The 23605-nt window shown below is 46.7% G+C and carries 13 protein-coding genes and 1 tRNA gene; 5 read left to right on the top strand and 9 right to left on the bottom strand.

Going from position 1 to position 23605, the window contains the following annotated elements:
- Positions 1 to 151 precede the first annotated feature (151 nt).
- Together IEY13_RS15340 and IEY13_RS15335 are read left to right on the top strand one after the other, a co-directional pair.
- Positions 152 to 934, top strand: coding sequence for a transglutaminase-like domain-containing protein (locus tag IEY13_RS15340; protein ID WP_188953636.1), 783 nt, complete (start codon positions 152 to 154; stop codon positions 932 to 934).
- 113 nt (positions 935 to 1047) lie between these two features.
- Positions 1048 to 1860 carry an RtcB family protein gene (locus IEY13_RS15335; protein ID WP_188953634.1) on the top strand — a complete coding sequence of 271 codons (813 nt, stop codon included), beginning with the start codon at positions 1048 to 1050 and terminating at the stop codon, positions 1858 to 1860.
- Between the two features lie 96 nt (positions 1861 to 1956).
- On the opposite strand, the gene IEY13_RS15330 is transcribed toward IEY13_RS15335, so the two are convergent.
- The 5 genes from IEY13_RS15330 to IEY13_RS15310 form a co-directional block, all read right to left on the bottom strand.
- On the bottom strand, positions 1957 to 5265 hold the full coding sequence (locus tag IEY13_RS15330; protein WP_188953632.1) for a gliding motility-associated C-terminal domain-containing protein: 3309 nt from the start codon (positions 5263 to 5265) through the stop codon (positions 1957 to 1959).
- Positions 5265 to 14213, bottom strand: a complete 8949-nt coding sequence (locus IEY13_RS15325) for a DUF8696 domain-containing protein (protein WP_188953630.1) — start codon at positions 14211 to 14213, stop codon at positions 5265 to 5267. Before IEY13_RS15325 ends, IEY13_RS15330 begins: the two co-directional genes overlap by 1 nt.
- A 127-nt stretch (positions 14214 to 14340) precedes the next feature.
- Positions 14341 to 15156 carry a helix-turn-helix domain-containing protein gene (locus IEY13_RS15320; protein ID WP_188953628.1) on the bottom strand — a complete coding sequence of 272 codons (816 nt, stop codon included), beginning with the start codon at positions 15154 to 15156 and terminating at the stop codon, positions 14341 to 14343.
- 227 nt (positions 15157 to 15383) lie between these two features.
- On the bottom strand, positions 15384 to 16187 hold the full coding sequence (locus IEY13_RS15315) for a helix-turn-helix domain-containing protein (protein ID WP_188953626.1): 804 nt from the start codon (positions 16185 to 16187) through the stop codon (positions 15384 to 15386).
- 22 nt (positions 16188 to 16209) lie between these two features.
- Positions 16210 to 17238 (bottom strand): SDR family NAD(P)-dependent oxidoreductase, encoded by a 1029-nt coding sequence (locus IEY13_RS15310; protein ID WP_188953624.1) that lies wholly within the window; start codon positions 17236 to 17238, stop codon positions 16210 to 16212.
- 155 nt (positions 17239 to 17393) lie between these two features.
- On the opposite strand from IEY13_RS15310, the gene IEY13_RS15305 reads away from it, so the two are divergent.
- The 3 genes from IEY13_RS15305 to IEY13_RS15295 all read left to right on the top strand — a co-directional run bounded on the left by IEY13_RS15305 (position 17394) and on the right by IEY13_RS15295 (position 19763).
- Positions 17394 to 18164 carry a hypothetical protein gene (locus IEY13_RS15305; protein WP_188953622.1) on the top strand — a complete coding sequence of 257 codons (771 nt, stop codon included), beginning with the start codon at positions 17394 to 17396 and terminating at the stop codon, positions 18162 to 18164.
- Positions 18165 to 18385: 221 nt separating this feature from the next.
- Entirely contained in the window at positions 18386 to 19645 is a 1260-nt protein-coding gene (locus IEY13_RS15300; RefSeq protein WP_188953620.1) for a DUF1028 domain-containing protein, read from the top strand.
- A 33-nt stretch (positions 19646 to 19678) separates the two neighbouring features.
- Positions 19679 to 19763: transfer RNA gene (locus IEY13_RS15295), tRNA-Ser, on the top strand.
- 175 nt (positions 19764 to 19938) lie between these two features.
- Here the strand turns inward: IEY13_RS15295 and IEY13_RS15290 are convergent.
- The 4 genes from IEY13_RS15290 to IEY13_RS15275 form a co-directional block, all read right to left on the bottom strand.
- Positions 19939 to 20826, bottom strand: coding sequence for a leucine-rich repeat domain-containing protein (locus IEY13_RS15290; protein ID WP_188953618.1), 888 nt, complete (start codon positions 20824 to 20826; stop codon positions 19939 to 19941).
- 346 nt (positions 20827 to 21172) lie between these two features.
- Positions 21173 to 21595 (bottom strand): SRPBCC family protein, encoded by a 423-nt coding sequence (locus tag IEY13_RS15285; RefSeq protein ID WP_188953616.1) that lies wholly within the window; start codon positions 21593 to 21595, stop codon positions 21173 to 21175.
- A gap of 114 nt (positions 21596 to 21709) precedes the next feature.
- Positions 21710 to 22405, bottom strand: coding sequence for a LytR/AlgR family response regulator transcription factor (locus tag IEY13_RS15280; protein ID WP_188953614.1), 696 nt, complete (start codon positions 22403 to 22405; stop codon positions 21710 to 21712).
- On the bottom strand, positions 22402 to 23601 hold the full coding sequence (locus IEY13_RS15275) for a TlpA disulfide reductase family protein (RefSeq protein ID WP_188953612.1): 1200 nt from the start codon (positions 23599 to 23601) through the stop codon (positions 22402 to 22404). Before IEY13_RS15275 ends, IEY13_RS15280 begins: the two co-directional genes overlap by 4 nt.
- Positions 23602 to 23605 lie beyond the last annotated feature (4 nt).

The raw sequence follows: 23605 nt of genomic DNA, 5'->3' as shown, positions 1-23605 counted from the left end.
TTGAAATATACCCGCAAGATAAAACAAAACGCCAGCCCCTTACGAAACAACGTGTAAAGAAAAAACCGGCAACGCTAAAAACAGCGCAGCCCTTATTAAAATGGCTGCACAGCAAAAGTTGATATAACTTTAGCGGATAATACACCACCACATGCTGTTACAGGCTTCCTGTTCTTTTGAAATGTTTACCGAAACACCCGCCACCAGCATTTTTATGCTGCGCCCTCAAAGTGGGGCTGCACAGCTTATTCGCCAGCAATCTTTTATTACTCACCCGCAAGTGCCGGTTACCGAATATGTGGATAGTTACGGCAATCTCTGCCAGCGCCTGATTATACCCGCCGGCACATTTACGCTGGAAAGCAGTGTTACAGCAGAATGCAGCGATACGTTTGATGTACACAGAAATGCATGGTACTCTCCGGTTGAAACGCTGCCAGACCGTGTGTTGCAGTTTCTGCTCCCCTCCCGATACTGCGAGTCTGATAAGTTTACCAGCCTGGCTACCGAAATTACAGCCGGATTATCGGCAGGCTATGCGCAGGTAGAAGGTATTTGTAAATGGATACACCAGAACTTTACACGCCGGTACGGCGTTACCAACAGCTCCACTTCTGCATGGGATATGCTGCAAAACCGTACAGGCGTTTGCCGCGACTATACACATGTAGCCATAGCACTTTGCCGCAACCTGGATATTCCTGCCCGCATGGTTGCAGGATACCTCCATAATTTAGAACCCATGGATTTGCATGCCTGGTTTGAAGCCTGGGTGGGCGATCGCTGGTATACGTTTGACGCACTGCTGCCCGAATCTACCGGCGCCCGCATTATAATGGCCTACGGCAGAGATGCCGCTGATGTGGCATTTGCCAGCCATTTTGGAAATGTACTGCTGCAAAAAATGGAGGTGAGTGTAAAGCAAACAGTTTAATGATTACTTTTGCACTACCGGGAATACTTCCGGCTGCTGACATCTCTGCACGGGGCAGATGTTCCTACCAAAGCCCCACGAACTAATCTTTTTTTTATTGAAAATGAAGGACAATGAAATCTATTGGATTTTATTGCGATGCTTCCCGCATAGAACAAAATGCGCTGGAGCAGTTGCAGCAGTATGCTGGCAGGCCGTTTATTGAACATATTAACGCTTACCCCGATATACATTACTGCCAGGAAAAAGCCCTGCCCGTGGGCGTAGCGTTTGTAACAAAAGGCTGGTGTTACCCACTGATAACGGGAAAGGATATAGGATGCGGTGTTATGTACCTGCGGATAGAAAAAGCAGACTGGTTAAAGCCGTTTGATAAAAGCAAACACTATACGGCACTTCAGTTTGCACAGCAGCAAATGACCGATGAAGGGCTGGGTGGCGGCAACCACTTCCTTTCTGTAGAGGAAGATGACAGCCATGTGTACATTATCTGCCATACCGGAACACGTAACAGGGGCATAGCGTTGTACCAGGAATGTGTGTCGCTAACCCGGAACTACGAAAGGGAAGCCGGCACCCCATCAGACTGCGTGCCGCAGGAATATCTGCCGGAGGCATTCTGTAATTACTATAATGCGGTGCTGGAATATGGTTATGCCAGAAGAAAGACCTTCTGTTTTAAAACGCTGGCATTTCTGCAACAGGCAGGTTATATCCGTTACCGCAGGCAGGAAATGAAAGAGGGGTATCTGAAGCACAACTACCTGCCTCTTCCGGAGCATGGCAGCTTACACGGCACTGAATACCAGCTGGAGGACTCCGTTCATAACCATCTCCGTTTTAACAACGGGCAGGTGATACACAGAAAAGGCAGTACCGAAATACTGCCCGGCAAAACAGTGGTGATACACAAACCCGGCCGGTAGTTACGGTAAAGTATACGGAGATTTAAAAATAAAGCGGGGGCTGCATTACAGCTCCCGCTTTTATCCGGCCATACAACCGTATTTAACACAGGCGGTTTATCGTATAATAGTTAACGAGCCTGTAAGCTTGCTATGCCCGTTTTTAAAATCAATAACATAGTAATAAGTACCCGCAGGCAAAACCTTGCCATTACTGGTTCCGTTCCACCTTACTGCATATCCGGCCGAAGTAAACACCTGTTGCCCGTAGCGGTTAAACACAGTTACAGAACAGCCGGTATAACGATCCAGATTGGTAATGTCCCAGGTATCATGTATCCCATCGCCGTTAGGACTAAATACATTGGGTACAATTACAGGCCGCAATACTTTTACCGTCGTAAAATCGCTGGCACTGCAGCCACCTTCACGCGCAGTAGCCGTAATGGTAAAAGTATTATCCTCCCGTGCAATATACAGGGGGCGCAACACCGCAGCGTTGTTCAATTCTGTTGCGGGCGACCATTCAAATGTTACCCGTACAGAATCGTTGGTAACAGGCTGAAAGGTAACAGGCGTTCCTTCGTTTACCGTAAAAGAAGGGCCGGCATCTACCACCGGCTGTACATATACCGTTACTACTTTTTCCTTTACACCAGAAACACAACCCTGCATACTGGTTACCAGTAACCCCACCGTATAATTCCCCGGAGCAGCATATCTTTTCACCGGGTTGCGCACAGCAGCAACGTCCCCATCCCCAAACACCCAGCTCCAGCGGCTAACCGTACTGCCGGGCGCCGTGCTGGCATCAGTAAAACGATTATCCGTTCCGGCACATACTGTTTCCGGTGCCACGGTAAATGCGGCTTCAGGCTTATCATAAAAAGCTGTCAGCAGCTGGCTTTTACCGGCTGCACATCCATACTCAGAGGTAGCTGTAACGCTTACAGTATAATTACCTTTGGTAGTATAGGTATGCGTGGGGGAAGCAACGGCAGACACAGCACTGCCATCCCCAAAATTCCATTGCCACGTCAGCGGAGCATCTCCCGCAATGGTTGAGGTATTGGTAAATACCGCCTTTCCTTCCGGCATACAAACCACAGCGGGCAACTGAAAACCAGCCACCGGTAATGGTTCTACCGCAATGGTTTGTGTGGTATCCCTGCTTACACAACCCTTATCGCTGGTTACAGACAGCTTTACCACATACTTACCGGGTGCGGCATACAGCCTGGAAGCGGGCGCGCCATTCCCCACAGCAGCTTTGGTACCATCACCGTAATCCCAGTTCCAGGTGGCAATAGTTCCGGTGGCAATAACAGAAGCATCTGTAAACAGCGCAGCCTGTTTATCGCATATATGTGCTGTGGTTGTAAACGCTACTTTGGGAACGCTGTAAACGGTAACTGCAAAACCAGTATCAGCTACGCAACCTTCTGCTGTTACCACATTCAACTGCACAGTATGCGGGCCGGCGGTAGCGTATTGCTTAAACACGCTGTCTTTATCTGCAATTGTTCCATCTTCAAAAGCCCATTTCCACCGCTCTATAGAATATCCCTCCGTTGTAACAGTATCTGCTGCAAACAGCAGGGAGTCTGCCGTGCAACCGGTGCGTGGCCAGGCAACACGTACATGCGGTGTTTCTTTTACAGTAAAGCCGGTATAAATGGTTTCCTGGTGGCTGCAATTATCTATATAGGGGCTGTAAGCAGTAACCGGCAGTAAAAACACACCAGTGGTATCGAAACGAAATATGCCCGGCAACTTATACCGGTAATAGGTTACCCCGTTTACGGCCACTGTTTCTGTTAATACGGGCAACGGCTGCGTAAGATCTGTATACGGTGTTACACCGGGCAGTTCACTTAGCCGCCATATCAGCTGTGTGGGCTGGTACCGCATCAGCACCGAAAACTCCATGGGCGTATTGCGGCAGGTAAATGGATGTGCCTGTGCGGCCGCCCCCTCCACGTTGTGTACATGCAGTAAAGCACTCAGGTTATTGATAGAAGTGCCTGCATTGTAGCCGTAGCTTTCTGCATAACCCAGCCCATAGGTAACGGCAGTAAAGGCAGAATCGCTCTGCACAATACACTGTTCCCGTGAAGCTACCCACCGTTTTACCACTACCGTGTAACCGGTATCCTGCGGGTGGGTATACGTATGCGTAAAATCGGCCTGCCCGTCAATACGCAGCGATGGGAAACCCTTATTAGGTATAATAAGCGTAAGATAATTGGTATGAATACTTTCCTGTGTATTCCGGTAAAAGCCAATTCTTTTAATGCCCTGCTCTATCGGGCTCAGGTAAATCATTTCCGGATCGCCCTCCCCGCCTGCCAGGCAACCGCCGGATATAAACTGGGCTACCAGTATGGGCTTATCCGCCTCTATATAATCTGCTTTACTGCTTTCAAAAGTATAGCTCATAGAAGCAGCATCGTAATTGGTAAGTGTTTGTTTGTTCAGCTTAACCACGGTGGCTGCATCCCGTACAATAATTTTATAGATATTGGTCATGAAGGTAGAAGCCATTACTGAAGAGGATGTGGGTGCAGTAAAATACCGTCTGCCCCAGGCTTCGTAAGGAAACACCTGCTGCATATCATTATCGCCCCCCAGCGTTCCGCCCGAACAGGGGTTTCGGGTACGGCTGCTGCCGGAAAAAAAGCCGATGGGGTAACAGTTACCATCATCATTAGCCACCGAATGTACCGTGGTGCCTGTAAGTTCATACCCCTCGCCCATACCCATACCCGCGCCTACCACCTGATAAATATCTCCTCTGTTAAGCGTGGCATAATAGGTAACACCGGGCAGTTTGCCATCTCTGGTGGGTACTGTGGGCGTAATAGCTACTTTGGTATCATCATGCTGCGCCACCACATAACAGAAGGAAAAACAATCATCTTCAAAAGTTTGACGGCTGTTAAGTGATATATAGCTGTATCCCCAGGTTTCTACGGGCATAAGCATAGTAGCCGCAGAAGAGACAGATCCATAAATATGTGCATAGGCAACAATAGGTACATTGCTTTTTATATGAACAGATACATGAAAAAGTCCATCTCCTCCGTTGCCCCCAAAGCTGGGCGGATAGTCAAACAACCGGCAGTCGTATCGCCCTCTGTCTTTAGGCATGGTGTCTGATACAATTACGGTGTTGGCAGGTACCAGGTAGGTTTTAGAAAAGCCGTCTGTTCTGCCACGCACCGTTACCGTTACCTCAGCAGCCTGTTCTGCACTAAAATACAGCACCATTTGCTGGCTGTTATCGCCATAAGGATATTCCATAAACTGGTGCAGGCCGTACCCCGTCCAGAATTCCTTTCCTCTGTTCGAAAGGCCCTGTGCTGCCAGCCTTCCGGCCAGCAGCAACAGCAGCACCGTAAACCCTGTCATTCTTCCGCTGCGCATTATCGTATCAGGTTTATCGTTCCTTTTTTTGTTTGTGCGGTACCATCTATCAGCACCAGCTGACATACATATATATATACTCCAGATGGCTGTGGCCTGCCTTTGTACCTGCCATCCCATCCGATATTGGTATCACGGGTTTCAAACACCTTTTCTCCCCACTGGTTAAAGATGGCAAAGCGCAATTCGCGTATAGCAGCACCATATATATTTATTACATCGTTCACTCCATCTCCGTTGGGAGAAAAGGAATTGGGTATAAATACCTTATCCTGCAGTGTAAGCGCTGTTGCACTGTTTACGGTATCCTGGCAGGCTGAGCTGCCTTTTGCTTTTACCCAAATACGTACCTCCTGGCCCGGCCGGAGTGGTGTAATACTATGGGTATGCCCGGTACTGCCCGAAGAAGGCGACGTCCAATTGGTTCCATCTGCAGACACTTCATAACTTACCGCGCCAGGCACTTCCTGCCAGCGGAAGCGGATATAATTGAAGCTTACAGAATCTGCCGTTACCACCGGCTGTACCAGCTTAGCCAACACCGCCGCTGTAGCTTTTTCGCGTGGCGAGGCGCAACCATTTTTAACAGCCGTAACGTATACCTGAACCAGCTGCGCAACATTACTGATGGTATAGCTGGTACCCTCCTGTATTTTATTGCCGCCCGCGGCTGCATCGTACCATTCATATACAATACCCGCTTCCGGATGGGCTATGGTAAGCACCGCACCGGTGCCTGCACATACTACCAGCGAATCGTTTTCAAAATTCAGCGCAGCAAATGCATCTGCTTTTACAGGTTTTATAGTATCGGCAATACAACCATCATTACTGATAGCGGTAAACTTCACCATATAAGTACCTGGTGCTGTAAACTGCTTTACCGTATCTTTTGCAGCGGAGCCGGTATTATCATCAAAATTCCATTGCCAGCGGTTAACCGGCACTCCGTTGGTGGTAACGGCCGTTCCGGTAAAATGCGCCTTATCGTTCAGGCAACCAGACCAGGCGGTGGTAAAATCCACAGCAGGCTTACCTATTACCGTTACCTCCAGCATTACACGTGAAGTATTGTCGCAGCTCTCCAGATCGGGATGCTGGTATTCGGCAGGTATATAATACACACCGGTGTTGCTGATCACAAAATCATGATTCAGCGAATAATGATACAACATACGCCCGTTTACCAGTGCAGAATCTTCAGGTACGGGATTTACCTGTATGCTGTCTGCCTGCGGCGTAACGTTCTGCACCTCACTCAGCTTCCAGGTAATGGAATGGGGTTTTACCGGTATAGCTATATGCAAACGGAACGGTGTGCCCACGCAGGTATAACTGCTGGTACGGCCCGAAGTATCGTACACATTGGTAAAGCCCGGCAGGGAGTTCAGGTTTCTTACCAGGGTACCTGCGTTATAACCATAACTTTCCACACTACCCTGCCCGTAGGTAATAGCGGTAAAAGCAGAATCGCTGCGCACGGTAACCTGTGCCTCTGCCGCATCCCATCTTTTCACTACTACGGTGTATCCGGCGCGGTTAGGATGTGCATAAGTATAATCAAACACCTTGCTGCCATCTACCGTAAGTGTATTCAATCCGCCATCCGGTATCACCAGAGTAAGGTAGTTCACTTTAATGTTCTCTTTGGTATTGCGGTAAAAATAAACTTCCTTAATACCCTGCTCCACCGGGCTCAGGTAAAACATTTCCGGATCGCCTACACCTGCAGCACCACACCTGCCTTCCGATGGCATATACTGCGCCACTATCACCGGTTGGTCAGCCTCTATATAATCGGCAACATCAGAAACGTATTCATAATAGATATTGTTAATTAAATCTGTTAACACACTGCCATTCCGTTTTACTACGGTAGCAGCATCTTTTACCACCACCCGGAATATATTGGGGTTGTTTTGAGTGGGGTTTGAAGACACAGCAGTGGGTGCGGTAAGATATTTACGGCCCCATGCCTGCGAAGGAAAGTTCTGCTGCATCATATTATCTCCCCCGCCGCCACTACTTATATCGCAGGAGATGGAAGTACGGCCACTACCGGAAAATACAGCCACCGGATAACACCTGCCGCCCGCATTTTTTACCGAGCGCACATGGCTGCCCGTAAGATCGTACCCGATAAGATAAGGACCGGCCTGACGCTCCAGGGCACCTAATACCTGATACACTTCGCCTTTATTCAGCAATACTGTAAAGGGGGTACCCGCCGTACGGCCGCCCAGTGTTGGGGTGGAAGGCGTTATTTCCACTGCTGTACTATCATGACTGGCTACTACATAAAACCAGGAATAACTGTCTACATCATCAAAAATCTGCTGCGAATTCACAGAATAATAATCATATCCGTAAGTACCCACCGGCAGCAAAAGGGTAGCACCCGAATTGGCGCTGCCATAAATATGGGCGTATGCCACAATAGGTACATCGCTTTCAATACTGATACCTCTGTCGTACTTTCCTTCCTCCATCAGGCGGGCATCTGCCACACCCGATTTGGGTATAAGATCGCTGGTGATAACCGTGTTAGCAGGAATATCATATTGTTTTACCCAGGGTGTGCCGTTAATACGTACCGTTACATGGGCCGCCTGCCGTGCACTCAGATATAACAGCATCTCCTGCGAGTTATTGCCTTTAAAATAACTGTGATTGCCATAGGCCACCCAAAAACGGGTGCCGCTGTTAGAGCTGTCGCCGGCTATCCACGCATCATCTTTCGGAACCGCCTCTGTACTGTCTGCCAAACCGGTAAACCGGCCCAGATAGTTCAGCTGTTGCTGCTTCATTACATTAAACACAATATCTGCCCTGTCTTTCGCATCGGTAACCCACGCACCGTCTGCCTTTGTTCTTCCCAGGTGTATGCGCGTCTCCGGATCAATAAAACCTCTCCAGGGGTCCAGATAATGCTGTTCTACCGCATACCCTTCTGCACCAGTACCTGTTACTTCAGCATCGGTATAAAAATACATATAAGCAGCACCCGCAGGCAATGCCGGCGGTACCACACCTGAATACCTTCTTACGTTTACCTGCTGCGGCGCAGTGGCACCCCATTGAATAGTATATACAGTATCTGTGCCCAGCAGAAAAGTCTGTCTGCCGCCAGGTACTGGCACAGCCGGTACAGCAGTAGCCACCGGAGGCAGTGCCGCCGGCATAAACTCATAAGCCCCCAGATCAGGCACACCGGCGGTAAGCGTAACCGGTCGCGGCTGATTGTTAAAATCATGATCGTTACCTGTTAACTGTATTCCGCGCCCATGCATGGCCCATACACCTGCATCCTGTATAGCCGGATGCAGATCTGCATCGCTTACAAAAGCAGGTTTATATACAAGGCTGTTGAAATCCTGATCAGTACCCTTTATCCATTCCTGAAGGGTATTATAAGAAGTGCCGCCTACGGTACCTAAGCTGTTACCCGCAGTGTACAGCAGGTTATAATCGCCACCATACAATTCTTTAAACGAACTGTATACAGCCTGTCCTGAACCGGTATTGGATATAATATTATTTATGAAAGTGGCAGCACCTACCCAGGTAGACCAGTACTGTGTACTCACCGCATAGTTTTCTCCCGTACCCGTTGCAGTACTGTGTACAGAGTTATTCTCATAACGCACCGGTGAGCCTGAATTGTAAATACCATAGGCATTGGTGCCGCTGCTATGTATGATGATTACGTTATTCCGCGCCAGCGTATTGCGGCTATCCTGTATCTGCAATCCGTACACATCGCCGGTATTGCTGCCAGCTGCTACAATGCTGTTGGCTTCTACCTGCACCGGATGGGTAACATCTGCCGTACAGGACGACAGGGATATGCCATATACCGTGGTGTTAGTATTGCTGATACTGATTTTATTGCTGTTTACCAGCAGCGAACTATCACAGTTATCCAGGTAAATACCATAGGCTGGCATGTTTTGAACAGCCCCCAGGCTTACGCTATCGCGCGTTACCACCAGGTGGCTTGCGTAAGAGGCATAAATACCTGCACGGTATGCGCCGCCTATCTGGTTACTGTCAATAACCACCTGTGGCAGCTTTGCATCGTAATTACCTGTAAGGCAAATACCCATAGCGCCGTTCTGCACGGTATTACCCTTAATAACAGCGCCTGCACCGGTATAACCACTTATATATAAGGCAGCCATATCCTCAGAGGTGGCAGTAGTAGCCGGGGCTGAAATGATACAGTTAAGAATGCTATCGGCCGAAGCATTATGCGCCAGCTGTACTACGCGGCCGTATGAAGTATTGGTATTCTGCAGGGTAAGCTCCCGCCAGGTAATATAAGAAGCGCTATCCAGCTGTAATGTATAATTATCTGTAGCGTCTGCCACGTCATTCGTAAGCAGTACGGAAGCTGCCAGGCCATTGGCTGCACGGAAAGTAACCCGGCTGGTGTCAGAAGCGCCGTAAATGTGGTGCATCCGTATTTTTTCACGGTATACACCCGGTTTTACTTCAAACGTAACAGCACCGGCAATACCACATTCCATAGCTGCAACAGCAGCAGTAAATGATGAAAAATTGCCGCTGCCCGTATGATCAATGGTATATACGCCCGCGGGCAATGCGGCATTCAGCTGCATTTGCATGGGTACTGAATATACCGTATCTGTGCCGCAGGTTACTGCGCAGCGGAAATAATCGCTGTGCAGTACCTCTGCCTGGTATTCAGGAACATATTGCTTTGCGCCCACGTTGCTCCAGGCTGCGGTGCCACCGGCACTCTTCTGCCACTGGTAAGTTTGTCCGCCACCGCTGCTGTTATCCTTCAGGCTCAGTTCCACCTTTGCGCCCATACAAACACCCGAGGCCGGGGTTAATACAGTACTGCCTGCAGCCGGTGGTGCCGTACAGGGCTGAATAGAAAACTCATACGCGCCAATATCGGGCGTGGTGGCATTTCTGGCTGTGCCCAGTATATCCGCAGTTATACCGGCAGCACTGCCGGTATTGTCCATGGCAGCAATAGCGGGCTGAAAATTGCCTGTAGCAGGCCGGCTGTAAACAGGATCTATGTTCAGCGTATGCGCCTCCTGCCCCAGCGCCGTTTGCCAGTTGGCCAATGTAGTATAGCTGTTACCGTTATACATGCCAAGGCTGTTACCCAAAGCAGGGCTGTTTACATAGTAGTCGTTATTGTTCAGCTGCCAGTCTTCCGCGCTGCCTTCCAGCTGTATGGCCCTTTTTTCCCCTTTGGCATTGCGGGTAACCGTAACTATATTATTACGCCATTCCACGCCGGATGCAAAAGAAAGATAGAAGCCGGTGGTAGCCGCGTTGGCACCGCTTGCCGCATCATCCAGTGCAATGGTATTGTGCAGGAATTTTACATAATCAGCCCCCAGGTCTTTCATACCATACATATCGCCCTTACCGGTAAAATTGTACACCAGATTGTTGGCAACCACCATTTCTTTTCCGGCCTCAGCGCTTCCGTAGCGGATAACCACACCTGTAGCAGCAGCGGGAATATTGGTGTTGCCACCAAAAGGATTAAAAAAGCGGTTACCGTTTATAAGCAGGCTTTTATTGCCCGACTCACTAACCACCCCTTCAAAGTCAGATACATCGTAACGGGCAGGGCGTGATATATGGTTATACGCTACTGTGGTATTTTCAGTATAAGCCAGGTGTACACCCGTAGCATAAAAATCACGGATATCGCTATTAGTAACCCTGTTATGCAACACAGGGCTGTTGTCATTGCCCACTATAGAAACCCCGTAATAGCCGCCGCTAATGTTGTTGTGATCAAACAGATTATCATCGCAAAGAGCAGCGCCATAACCGGAAATGCTTTCTGCGCTGGCATTGATAACAATGCCTCCAAAATGATCGTCAGAGCCACGGAAAGGAATGTTAATACGACAGCGGCGCACCGTATTACTGTCGGCATTATTCAGCAACTGCACGCCGTAGCCGTTACTACCCGGGCCATCTGCATCTATAGTAAGACTGTCGAATATAAAATGATCAGCATCATTCAGTTTAATCACGGCCCGCTCCTCTGAGTTGCCGGATGAGAAATGCAACGTATTGCCGTTACCACTAAAGGTAATGGTAGCTTTGCCCGACGCACCCGGTACAGGCTCCAGCACTAACTGCTCCTCGTACGGACCGCTACCAGGTGTTACATTAAACACCACCGCATCATCCACCCCGCAACCCAGTGCGGCTTTGGCATCATTAAAGCTGCTGAAATCTGCAGCACCGTTTTTATTAATTACATAAGTACCGCCAGCCAGTGATGTACGCACCGTAAGCCTTACGGTATCAGAATAACTGCTTACGCCCCCGCACATGACCATAACGCGGTACCATGCCTGCGCTGTAGCGCGGATAGCAGTATCTGCTGCCGGCAATGCTGCTCCCAGGTTGGTAAACGGCCCTGCTGCACTGGTAGCCGTTTGCCACTGAAACAACTGACTGGTACCGGTGGTATTACCGGTCAGCTGCATCATTACCAATGTATTGGCACAAACGGTGTCTTTACTCATTTTTACATGTCCGGCTACCGGTGGCGTAGCACACGGCGGCGGCGTAAACTCGTAAGCGCCCGGGTCGGGTGCAGAGGTACTGCGCGCAACGCCATTCCTGTCTGCCGGCACTTCTGTTACCGGAACACCGGTGTTATCCAGCGCTGCATTGGCAGGGCGTAGATTACCGGTTTCGGGTTGTATGTAAAACGGATTTACCGACACTGAAGCAGGGTCTGAACCGGTAGCCAACCGCCAGTCGGAAAGATTGGGGTAAAAACCGTTACCTGCACGGCCGGTAAAAGTAGTACCGCCCGTGCCAGGGAATATAAACAGATTGTTATAGTCTGATGCAGTACCGGGTGCAGCATCAGTATAATATAAAGCCGTTTTGTTACCAGGGCCCGTTCGGCTGATGGTGACTATATTATTACGGAACTGTATATTTTCATTACCCGACTCCTGATAATAGCCCATGAGGTCGGAACCAAAGTTGGCAGCCGGATCGCTACCATCCAGCAACAGTGTGTTGTGATAAAAAAATACACTGGAAGAGCCTTTGTTTACAAGCGCTTTTACGCCGCCTTTATCTGCCAGTCCGTACAGCACATTGTTGCTGACCATATTATCCAGACCAGCCAAAGCTTTTACCTGGTTTAATACAATACCATTTACCTGTGCATTGCGTGTAGTTACACCACCCAGCAAATGGGTAATGGTGTTGGCGTTAATCTGTAAACGGGTATTCAGGTCTGTAACCAGTATACCATAAATATCTGCATCTCCGTTACGCATGCCACGGGCAAACAGGTTATTTTCCACCGTAGTCATAAACGAACCACGTATAAACATACCGTACTTATAAAAGCCGCTGATGCGGTTGTTGCGGAAGGTGTTGCGTCCGTTAGCCACCGTAGAACTGCCGGCAAGTACTATACCGCTGTAGCCACCACTGATGGTGTTACCGGCAATAGTATTGCCATCGCATAAAGCGCCGATATCCGGCATCAGTTCTGCATCAGAATTATTGATAATTATACCTGCATAATTTTGCAAACCGGAAGCAGAATCTACCTGAATGGTACAGCGGCTGATGATGTTGGAGTCTGCATTGTTTTTAATGTGTATACCGTAACCATAGTCCCCTCCTGCCTGAATTACCAGGCTGTCAAATACGATGTGATCCGCACCATCCAGTTTAATAACCGCACGCTCTGCATTGTTATACGAATTAAACTGCAGTGTTTCTCCATTACCGGAAAAGGTAACCGTACGTGTGGCCGATGCACCAGGAATACGCTGCATTATCAACTGCTCGTTATATGGCCCGCTTCCCGGTGCCACGTTAAACTGCACGTTGCCGCTGATGCCACATCTGATGAGATTATAGGCATCATTAAAAGAAGTAACGGTATTGGTACCGGATGGCGCATTTTTATTAATAGTGAAAATTCCTTTTACAAACAAAGGAGAAGTTACCTGTACCGGAGCAGAGTAAGCAAAAGCGCCACCCGTTTTGCAGGTAACCTGTACACGGTACCAGGTAGAAGAATCCTGCGTGGCGCTGAAGCCCGGCGTGGTAGCGCGCGGTATATCTTTCCATGCCGTGTTATCGCGTGATGATTGCCACTGGTAGGCCAGCCCGGATGCCACGGTAGCGCCTTGCGGCGAAAGTATAAAAGCCTGCTCCATACACACATTTGCAGCCGTAGCTATTGCCGTACCAGCCACCGGCGTTCCGGTGCAGGGCGGCGCAGCTGTCCAGTTTAACAGCACGTTGGGTCTGGATGTAGCTTCGCCACTATGTATAACCGCTGGTGCATTACACAGGCTGCCCTGGCCATACGCCGTATAGGTATGCGATGCGTTGAAGCCCAACGCTGTACTCATTAATACACGCGGATTATTGCTGCTATACCAGGTACTGGCATTATCTGCCGCACCATTACATACTTCAATTACCAGGTTATCGGTACCGTTCCAGAAAAATGGGGTAAGAAATGTAAAAGTATTGATGCCTGTAACGGGATTATAATCCAACGGACCATACACCACACTGGTACCTGTTACCCAGCTATTCAGGTTTAGTTCGTTTGCGGTGGTAGTGCCTATCTTAATACTGTACTGTTCTATAGCCATATGCGTATTGCCGGGGTCATCATCACGCCCGGTTACAATAAAAGAAACCGCATTGATATTACCCGGCCCCATACCTGCCGCCGTCATTTCCGAAGCCCGGTAAAGATACTGCGCGCGGCTGCCTCCGGCCCAGTCCTGCAATGGACAGGGATAATCCCACGACTCATTATTACCTGAGCCAGCACCTACCGGTATCAGTACCTGAGCCGGTAATTGGGTAACTATAAATAATGAAAAGAAAAGAATAAACAGGGCAGGCTTCCTGTATATAACAGAAAACCATCTCGTTTTCAAAGCAGTCATTTTGTATAGCGGTTTTAATCAATGTAATAGCAGGCGGTACAGCCCGCAAACGTTTGCGGGCAAAAATGGACAGATCAAAACTTCTTTTATAGTACTTTTATGTAAATATTTAGCACTTTCAGGAATACGCGCACAACACTTCCTGGCGAAACTGCAAGGGCGTCATACCTGTTTTCTTCAAAAAGAAACGGCTGAAATAAGATTTATCAAACCCCAGTTCCTGCGCTATTTCTGTAACACTTTTACTGGTATTTACCAGCAGCTTGCGGGCTTCGGTATGTTTACGCATATCAATCAGCTGTAAAACACTTTTCCCCAACACACGGGTGGTAATATAATTTAATGAACGAAGCGACATGTTCAGCTGGCGGGAGTAAAAATCGACTTTATGATTTTCTGAAAAATGTTCTTCCAGCAAACGCAGAAACTCTTTACAGATGTGATAATCCTTGTCGTTAAAATGGCTATTTCTCGCAATACTTTTTCTTACCAGATCTATTTTTGCCAGCAACGACAGTAACAGATACTGAATGCTTTTGGCATCAATGTTATCAGATACATATTCGCACAAAATCATTTTAAAAAGTTGCGTAACCGTACCTTCCAATGCAAATGCTGCAAGCGGAAGCTTACACGAATCGAAAAATCCCGAAAAAAGATCAATGTTATTAGCGGGTAAAAATTCAACTTTAAAACGGATAACAAAACCGCGGGCCTTTTCATCAGGCTCAAACCTTTCTCTTACCCCCTGTGGCAGATAAATAATGAGCGGTACATCGGACTGACCGCCGTAAAAAAAAGTATTTGCCCTTGCCCCACCTTCTTTTAATAAAATCAGCTCCACATAATCTTTCTCGCCACTATGCAAAGCAGATGTATGGGCATACCTTTCCCCGTAAGGTGTTAGTTCACCAGCTTCAAATAATTTGTTCATTGGTTAGATTGGTTTCTCTCAATATGACCGACAGCTGTGTGTACCTGCATACCATTCCCATCCCGCCTGGTCAGGGCAGGTGTATGATTGTTATCATTAGCTGAATGGTAATTTTTGCCGGCACGGCAACAGACAATCAGCAGTTATGTTCTGTATTGTAAAGTTTAGTGAAAAAACAGTAAAAATAAATAGTAATATTTATCTAATTTTTGAGATAAACAGGCCGTTTATAATGCGGAAGGTGCGTAGCCAAACTTTTTTTTGAATGCAAAAGAAAAATGTGACAGATTTTCAAAGCCTACTTCGAAATATACATCTACCGGTTTTCTTTTTTGTTCCGATAACTGATAATGAGCCAATTGCAACCGCTTTTGGGTAAGCCATTTCTGCGGTGTAGTATTAAACACCTTTCTGAAATCGCGGTTAAACGCAGAGAGACTACGCCCACAGAGATAGCCGAATTGTTCCAGCGGCAGGTTAAACATGAAATGTTTTTCCATAAATTCTGCCAGGTTAATTTTACCCGGCTTTTCAAAATAAGACAGCAGCCCGTCTGTTGCCGGGTCCGTTGCCCGCAACACAGTAATAGCTTCCTCTATCTTCAGTGCTGCGATATCCGGAGGCAAGGCTTCCTGTAATTTGAACCACGGAAGTAAAGATGCCATACAACTCTCCAACAGCGGATGCCCGGTAAAAACATGCACTTGCGGCAGTAACAATCCAGTTACCGCAGGCATGCGTTTTTCATAATATCGTTGTAATCTTTCCGTAGTGAGATGCATAGCTACCGCTTTGTGCGAACGCCCGCCTGTGGACCGGTTAATAATGGCAGCCAGCATGTTCCGGGGAATTAAAAAGATAGATTCCCCGGAAAACAGATGCTCCCTGTCTGCCATTACAATACGCGTTTCACCGCACATCAGCCATACCAGAATATGATGCTCAAACATCACCTCTGTACGAAATTCCTTTCCCTCAAAACTGGAAAGTTTAATTTCCGGAGTCAGATATTGTGTAGTATACTCAACCATGATGCTGCTGTAAAATAACCCATTACAAAAACCTGCCGGCCGCAAAGGTAACACCTGTAAACTGTTCGCTGAGCGTCCATAATTGTTGGGCATTCATTTTATCCAGTGCGTACGGCTTTACACCGCGCAGCGTGGAAGGTTCTGAAATAATATGTTCTATGTTGCCCGTATCCAGCTGCGCCACATTTGCATCTTCACAATACACGCCCCCAACCGTGTTCAGCAGCGGACTGGTAGCACACCATAGGGTGGTTGCCGCGCCCTGTGCTACCGTTTTCAACTTACGCTCCACTTCCGGAAAAATATTACCCGTAGCGTCATGTGTACCCATCTGCTGAAAAAGTTCCATCGGTGCTTCCCGGCCCAGATCGGTATGGTTTACCGAGCCAGGGTGAAGGGAATAAGCCCGCACGCCATACCTGGCCCCCAGGGCATCCAGATGCACGGCAAACAGAATATTAGCTGTTTTGCTTTGCCCGTATCCCTGCAATGTTTCATAAGTGCGGTGTTCAAAATTCGGATCTTCAAAATGGAACGGTGCAATCTGATGTCCGAAAGACGACACATTGACAACTCTTGCCCCTTGCGCCTGCAGCAAGGCAGGCCAGAGTTGGGCCGTAAGCTGAAAATGCCCCAGATGGTTGGTTGACAGCTGCGATTCATAACCGCGGCTATCGCGCCGCAACGGTACCCACATAATACCTGCATTGTTTATCAGCATATGAAGCGGCTTACCGGTTTGGATAAACGTTTCCGCAAAAGCATCTATCGAAGCCGGTTCCATTAAATCCATCTGCACAATTCTTACTCCCGGCAATCCTTTTAAACCAGCTGCTGCCTTAGCCACATCCCGCGCAGGCACCCATACTTCCGCGCCTGCCTTTACCAGCGTAATAACAGTTTCCAATCCAATACCTGCATAACCACCGGTTACCACCGCCAGTTTTCCTGTAAGATCAATATTACCTGCTACTTCCGTAGCAGTAGAAGCTGCATGAAAACCAGATTGCAGCGGCTGCTGTAATTCACCATCATAATTAGTCTCAATCATAACATATATTATTATGCAACAAAGCTAGCCCCAGCCAGGAGAGGTGATTTTGTTAAGAATTCCATATTTGCTTTGTTTAAAATGCCGCATTGCCCGCTTTTTAATAACTTGTCAGCAACTATAGCACTCCACACATTTTTACAACCTGAACTGTTATGAAACCGCTGCTTTCCTTCATTTTTTTGTGCGTACTGCCCATCGCCTGCCAAAATTCAACACATCCGCCAGCACCTGTCAAAAACGATACGCCTGCTGCTGTTTTACCCTACTTTAAGCCTGGTATGGAACAATTCGAAACGCGCCAATCATATATAGATACATTTTCAGAAAACGCACATCGTTTCCGGCTGACTTTTGACACAGCAACCTTTAGCGCAACAGTGGAAAAACGATCAGCTAACGGCACATGGCAATTACAGTTTCTGGTGGAACAGGTGGGCAATAGTTATACTTACGACCACAACACGGATGTAAACGGAGACGGCTTTACAGATTTCCGTCTGCATTACAGATCGTGGACTGACTATGTGTACTTATTCCACCCTGAAAAGGAAAGATATTCTGATTCAGTCATCGCGCCCTTTTTTCAAAACCAACAACTGCTGGATAGCAGCAAAAAGCTGTACAGGGGACATCTATACGCCAGACATAATGATGGCTATTCAGCCATATATACATATCACGGATACCAGCCCTGGTATTACTACATACTTAGATTTTCACCCGTGCCGGGCGACCTGACTACCCTGGGCAAAGTGGAACTGTATAAATGCGTACGGGGTAACCTGGATACCGTAGTCAAAATAAGGAATATTCCATTCAACCACCGTCAGGCCAACGAATTCTACTTTAACGACAGTGCATTCTGGGCTAGAAATTACCGGTCTTTGCTAAAAACCCAAAGAATACCTCTCCCCGATCTATAGCGGAAGAACGCCCTTTGCCGTACACATTCCGTGATTTTTCACACCCGCACAGGCTGGGGAAAAGCGCCGGAAGATGCTTGGTTAGTGAACAGAAAGGAGCATTTCGTTGCCGGACATACGGACATCAGTACACAAAAGCGAACATTATTAACAGAATTTCATCTCAAAGCGTAACTTTTTCCGTTCCATCACGTATCACTGTGCACCAAAGCTGATTTTTCATGCGCAAAATGTTTCTGCCTGCCGCTCTCGCTCTCCTTATAACCAGTAAAGGTTTCGCGCAAAACCTGCCCAGTCTTTTGTTGAACCGCAACATTAACGCAACGTTCAGCATCACTGCTTTTGACCCCGTTGCGCGTGAATGGGGCATTGCCGTGGCAACCAATAATGTGTACGTTGGTAACTCAACATGTTATATCGAAGCCGGAACCGGCGCGTTCTCTGTTATTGCAGAAACAGAACCCACCTACGGCATTAACGGATTACGCCTGTTGCAACAAGGCAGCTCCATTGAGCAGGCTATCCGTTACACAAAAGAAAAGGATTCCCTGGCAGACTACCGGCAGGTGGCTGGTATAGACAGTGCCGGAAACGTATACGCTTTTACCGGCTCCTCGTTACGCTACTGGAAAGGAGTGAATACGCACCATGCAGGAAAGAACTATGTGGTAATGGGCAATCAGCTGGCGCAGGGCACACTTACAGCTATGGCTACCACTTTTGAAAACACCAGCGGCACACTGGCCACCCGCCTGCTGACTGCATTGATGGCCGGGGAGGCAGCCGGAGGACAAATTACCGGCAAACAAAGCGCCGCCCTGCTGGTAAAAGGTTCCGGAAACGAATGGTATAATCAGATTGACCTTAGGGTGGACCACTCTGCCACCCCATTTACCGATCTGGAGCGACTGCTGCAATATCATTATGGACGCATTACGCTTAACCAGGCCCTTTACGCTTTGCAACATCAGCAGCCACAAAGGGGCAAAACATTATTACAAACCGCAGAAAAACAAACAAAGGGCTGGTATGGCATCTATTCCCGCATAACAAAGGCTTATTTGCTGCTGAACGATACGCTACAGGCAATCCGCACCATCAAAGCGGCTGTTAAAGCTGAACCCCGTTGGACGGAAAACCTGCCTGCCTTTTACTGCCTCTACCCTAAAGACAGCTTTTTTGCCGCTACCTACCCGGAAAGCAGCTTTACCCTAACCGACTGGAACAGCGCTATAAGTATGCTAAATAACCTTCAACAACCAGAACCCGCCATTAGGCTTGCGCAGGAAATAACCAGCCGCTATCCCCACTCCTCCCATACCTGGTACTTACTCGCCTGTAGCTGGCAGCAGCTGCATCAGCCAGAAAAAGCACAGGCCGCCAACACCCGCGCCCTTCGGGAAGACCCTGAAAACGCTGACGCCAGGCGTCTGCAACCCGCACTAACACCGCTTTATAAAAAAAAGTTCACCAACAATTAGCAAATTCGGTTACAACACCTTTATTTTGCGCCCGGAGAGATGGCAGAGCGGTCGAATGCGGCGGTCTTGAAAACCGTTGACTGTTACAGGTCCGGGGGTTCGAATCCCTCTCTCTCCGCTTAAAGCTCACAGAAATGTGAGCTTTTTTGTTTTATGTCACCGGTCTGTTGTAGCTGGAGAATTGTAGGATCAAGACGGTTTTCCCAGGTCGGCGAAGAACGGCAAGTCGACCTCAGTAACCTTGCCCTGGAATAGCTCGTCGTAGAAGTAGGTCGCTGGGTGTAAATGCCTTGTTAGCCACAGTAGTTCTTAATTATTCTTTCAGCCTCAATTTTATATTCGTCATACTTTTTCTCAAATAGCCTTATTTTATCCTGTGCCTTTTCTTCATGTAGACTAATGCTTCTTGTTCCTTTGCCAAGGAAATAAACATAACCGCTGCTTGTGATTGAATATTTTTTAAGTTTAGCATTACTAAAATCGCAAAGAAATGTGTTTGCCTGGGCTACTTCAAGAAAGGCAAAATCTTTTGTTGAAAAAGTAGATAAACTCGTAATAATTTTTTTCAACCTTTTCAATTGAAGTATTGGTAAAAGAGCAGGAAATTCTGTTTTGTTGATGATGAATCCTAACGCAAGAACCTCCAGATTTTCAGTACCTTTTAAAAAATCAAAGTTTTCAATCGGCTGACTCCAATCAAGAGTTCCATCAATTTGTAAATACCTTAAACTTTTAAGGCCTTTAAGTCCATCAAAGTTTGAAACTCTACGAAGATTTTCCAACTGTAATGATTTAAGCTTTGTCAGATCTGACAAAGGTTTCAAGTCTGAAAAACCTGAAACATATTCAAGTATTAATTCTTCTATATTAACCAAGTCTCCAATAAACTCAATATCACTTGCTCTAAAAAAGGAAACTCTTAATCGTTTTATATTTGTCAATTTTCGAATTGCATGAACTTGTTCTTTACTGGGATCGTGAAGTGTCAGTTCTTCAAGATTTGGACAGTCAAAAACTTGTAGCCAATGTGCTGTGTTCTGGTGTTTGCTTATTGTAAGAATTTTTACTTCGTCTTTATTTGGAATCATAAAATCAGCAATAAATGCAAACCTTTCTCTATTTGGAATTATTGTCCAATAATCGGCTGTCCTGTCCAAAAAATCTCCAAAGTGATGTTTCATTCTTTATTTAGTATTGCTTATTACTATTGTAGGTAACAATTTCACTTCGGCTATTATACGCTACTTTTAACGAAAAAAGTTTTTGTAAGCTGTATTAATAAGCATAAAGGGGAAATTATATTCCCCTTAGTCAGAACATTTCGGATTTAAGACTATTTCTGGCATTTTCCTATTTAATTAGGACGCAAAACTGTCGATTTTACGTAAATCTTTGGCAAAAAGTGTCATAAATTGTACACTGCTCTCGGCAGAAACATAAAAACGCCTTCAAATCATTTGATCTGAAGGCGTTTTTATGTTTGAATATAACTACTGCGGTTGAATATTTAGCGGTTGATTGTTTTGTCTATGCCGACTCAACAATGTTTTTGAATGATTGTAAAATTGGGTTTTCTTCGCCTTGTGGTTCTTCCTGAACAGCGCCTGGTCTATTGTCTTCTTGTATAATGTCAAGTTTTGTCTGACCATTTTCTGCTGTCAAAACATAGTTCATAATAAAATAATTTTCAGGCTTGTCTTCAAGGTCGGGCCTTGGTGCAAACAAACTATATTTTATAAGCTCATTTGGCCTGACTTCTAAAACATTACCCCATTGTTTAAAAATCTGCCCCTCCCATTCTGTTACGAATTCTATGCTACTGCCAACTTCCCAGGTTGTAATTAAGTCGCTACCAAATTGCCAAAGTTTTACCTTTTCTGGTTTTGTCAAGGCATCCCAAACTTTGTAAAGAGAAGCATTTAGTTTTATTGTTGAAATGTTTATTGCCATATTTATAGTTTTTTTGTTTGTCAGCTATGTTTAGAAGTCTGTTTGTTTTTGTTATGAATGTCGTAATTTCTGCCTGAATGTTTTGGTTACTCGGTGTTTTTTGGGTCACTTATACTAAATATGAACATTATAACCTGTAGTACCCAATAGTTGCAGCAATTCCTCTGCAGATAACATCGACAACGGAATTTTTGCATCGCTAATACTTACCTGATGCTTTTCTATTTTTTCAATTTTTGCCAATGCTATAATGTACGATTTATGAACACGCACAAACTGTCTCACAGGCAGTTTGCTTTGCAGTACGGTCAGCGTTGTGCGGGTTAATATACGCTTATCATTTATATAAAGGCTTACATAATTGTCTTCGCCGCGGGCGTAAAGCAAGTCGGCAAGTGGTAAAGCCAGCCAGCTATGTCCATCTTTAACAAACAGGTTTTCGGGAGCCGCGGGAGGCTGCATGCGGCTTTCGGCTAACTGGGTGGCCTGTAAAAACCTGCTGAAGTTAATAGGCTTCAGCAGGTAATCTGTGGCTGCCAGTTCAAAGCCTTTAAGAGCATGTTCGGGGTAGGCGGTGGTGAAAACTACCTGTACCCGGTGCTTTACCATTTCGGCAAATTCCAGTCCCGAAAGACCCGGCATGGAAATATCTGCAAATACCACATCTACATGATTACTTTTGATATAGTTAAACGCTTCCGAAGCACTTAAAAATGTAGCACACAGGTTTACAGATGGTATCTTTTCCGCATGGTTACGGATGATATCCAGCGCTACCGGTTCGTCATCAATGGCAATTGCCTTTATCATTTCAATATTTCTTGTAGTTTCTCCCGCAATTCGGCGAGGTTTAAGCCCCTGGCTACGATGATGCCGTCAGGATCAATCAAAAAGCTTTGTGGAATGGCGCGTACGCTATACAACTTAACTACACTGTTATCCCAATGCTTCAGGTCCGATACCTGTGTCCAGGTTAACTGATCGTCTTTTATAGCTTTCAGCCATAATTTTTTTCCAGCCTGCTCATCCAAAGAAACACCAAGAATGGTAAAATTCCTGTCTTTAAAATCATTATAAAGCCGCACAAGTTCCGGATTGGCGGCGCGGCAGGGTGCACACCACGATGCCCAGAAATCTATCAAAACATATTTACCGTTAAACGAAGATAAGCTAACCGGCTTGCCTTCGGTATCGCTCTGGGTAAAACCGGGCGCTTTTGTGCCGGGTAATATGTTTTCCCGGTCGGTTAAAAATCTGGCAAATTCCCTGCCCGCCGAAGTATTTCTAACCTCTGCTGAGAGTCGGTTAAACATAGGCTCAATCACAAAAACATCGGGAAAGGAACCTGCATACATTATCAGGGATTGCAGGGCAATATAGCTGTTGGGGTTATCGGTAATAAACTTTTTATAAACAGGCCTGGTTGCGGCACCTAAACTGTCTAACCGCGTAACAAGTGCACGTATCTGTATCGAATCAGCTTCAGATATAGGCAAACGCGAAGTGTTATCGTTAGTGCTGATTATAAAACCACGCGAGCGTAGTTGCTGGCTGATGGCCTTGCGTTCATCATCGATAGCTTTCAATAGTCCTTTTAAACTTTCATTATCGTTGTTCATACCCGAACCCGGGAATACGCCGTTTTGTACCAGCTTTTCAGTTTTTAAATTGATAGTATCCGGATGCAGGTATATTTTCATAGCATCGATGCTGGCACCTTTGGCCGACGATTTCATCAATTGCTGTATCCCCAACTGATTATGGTCGCTAACAAGCGTAGCGTGTAAAGGCCTTTCTACAGTACCTGCAAAAGTATATGTACCGTTTTTGTTATCTGCCGAATCTAATATCCGTTTACCATCAAACTGGTAAGCCAGGTATAGCTTAACATTGGGGTTAGCTTGTTGGATTTGTACATTTAAAACAAAAGCTCCCTTCTCTTTTATTTGGGCAATAGTCAGGCAGGGCAGTAGTAAAACTGCCAGAAATGTTGCTATCTTTTTCATGATA

This window comes from Filimonas zeae (genome assembly GCF_014641615.1).
Classification (GTDB): Bacteria; Bacteroidota; Bacteroidia; order Chitinophagales; family Chitinophagaceae; genus Filimonas; species Filimonas zeae.
Note: the sequence above shows the minus strand (reverse complement) of the source record. Positions and strands in the feature narration are given on the sequence as shown.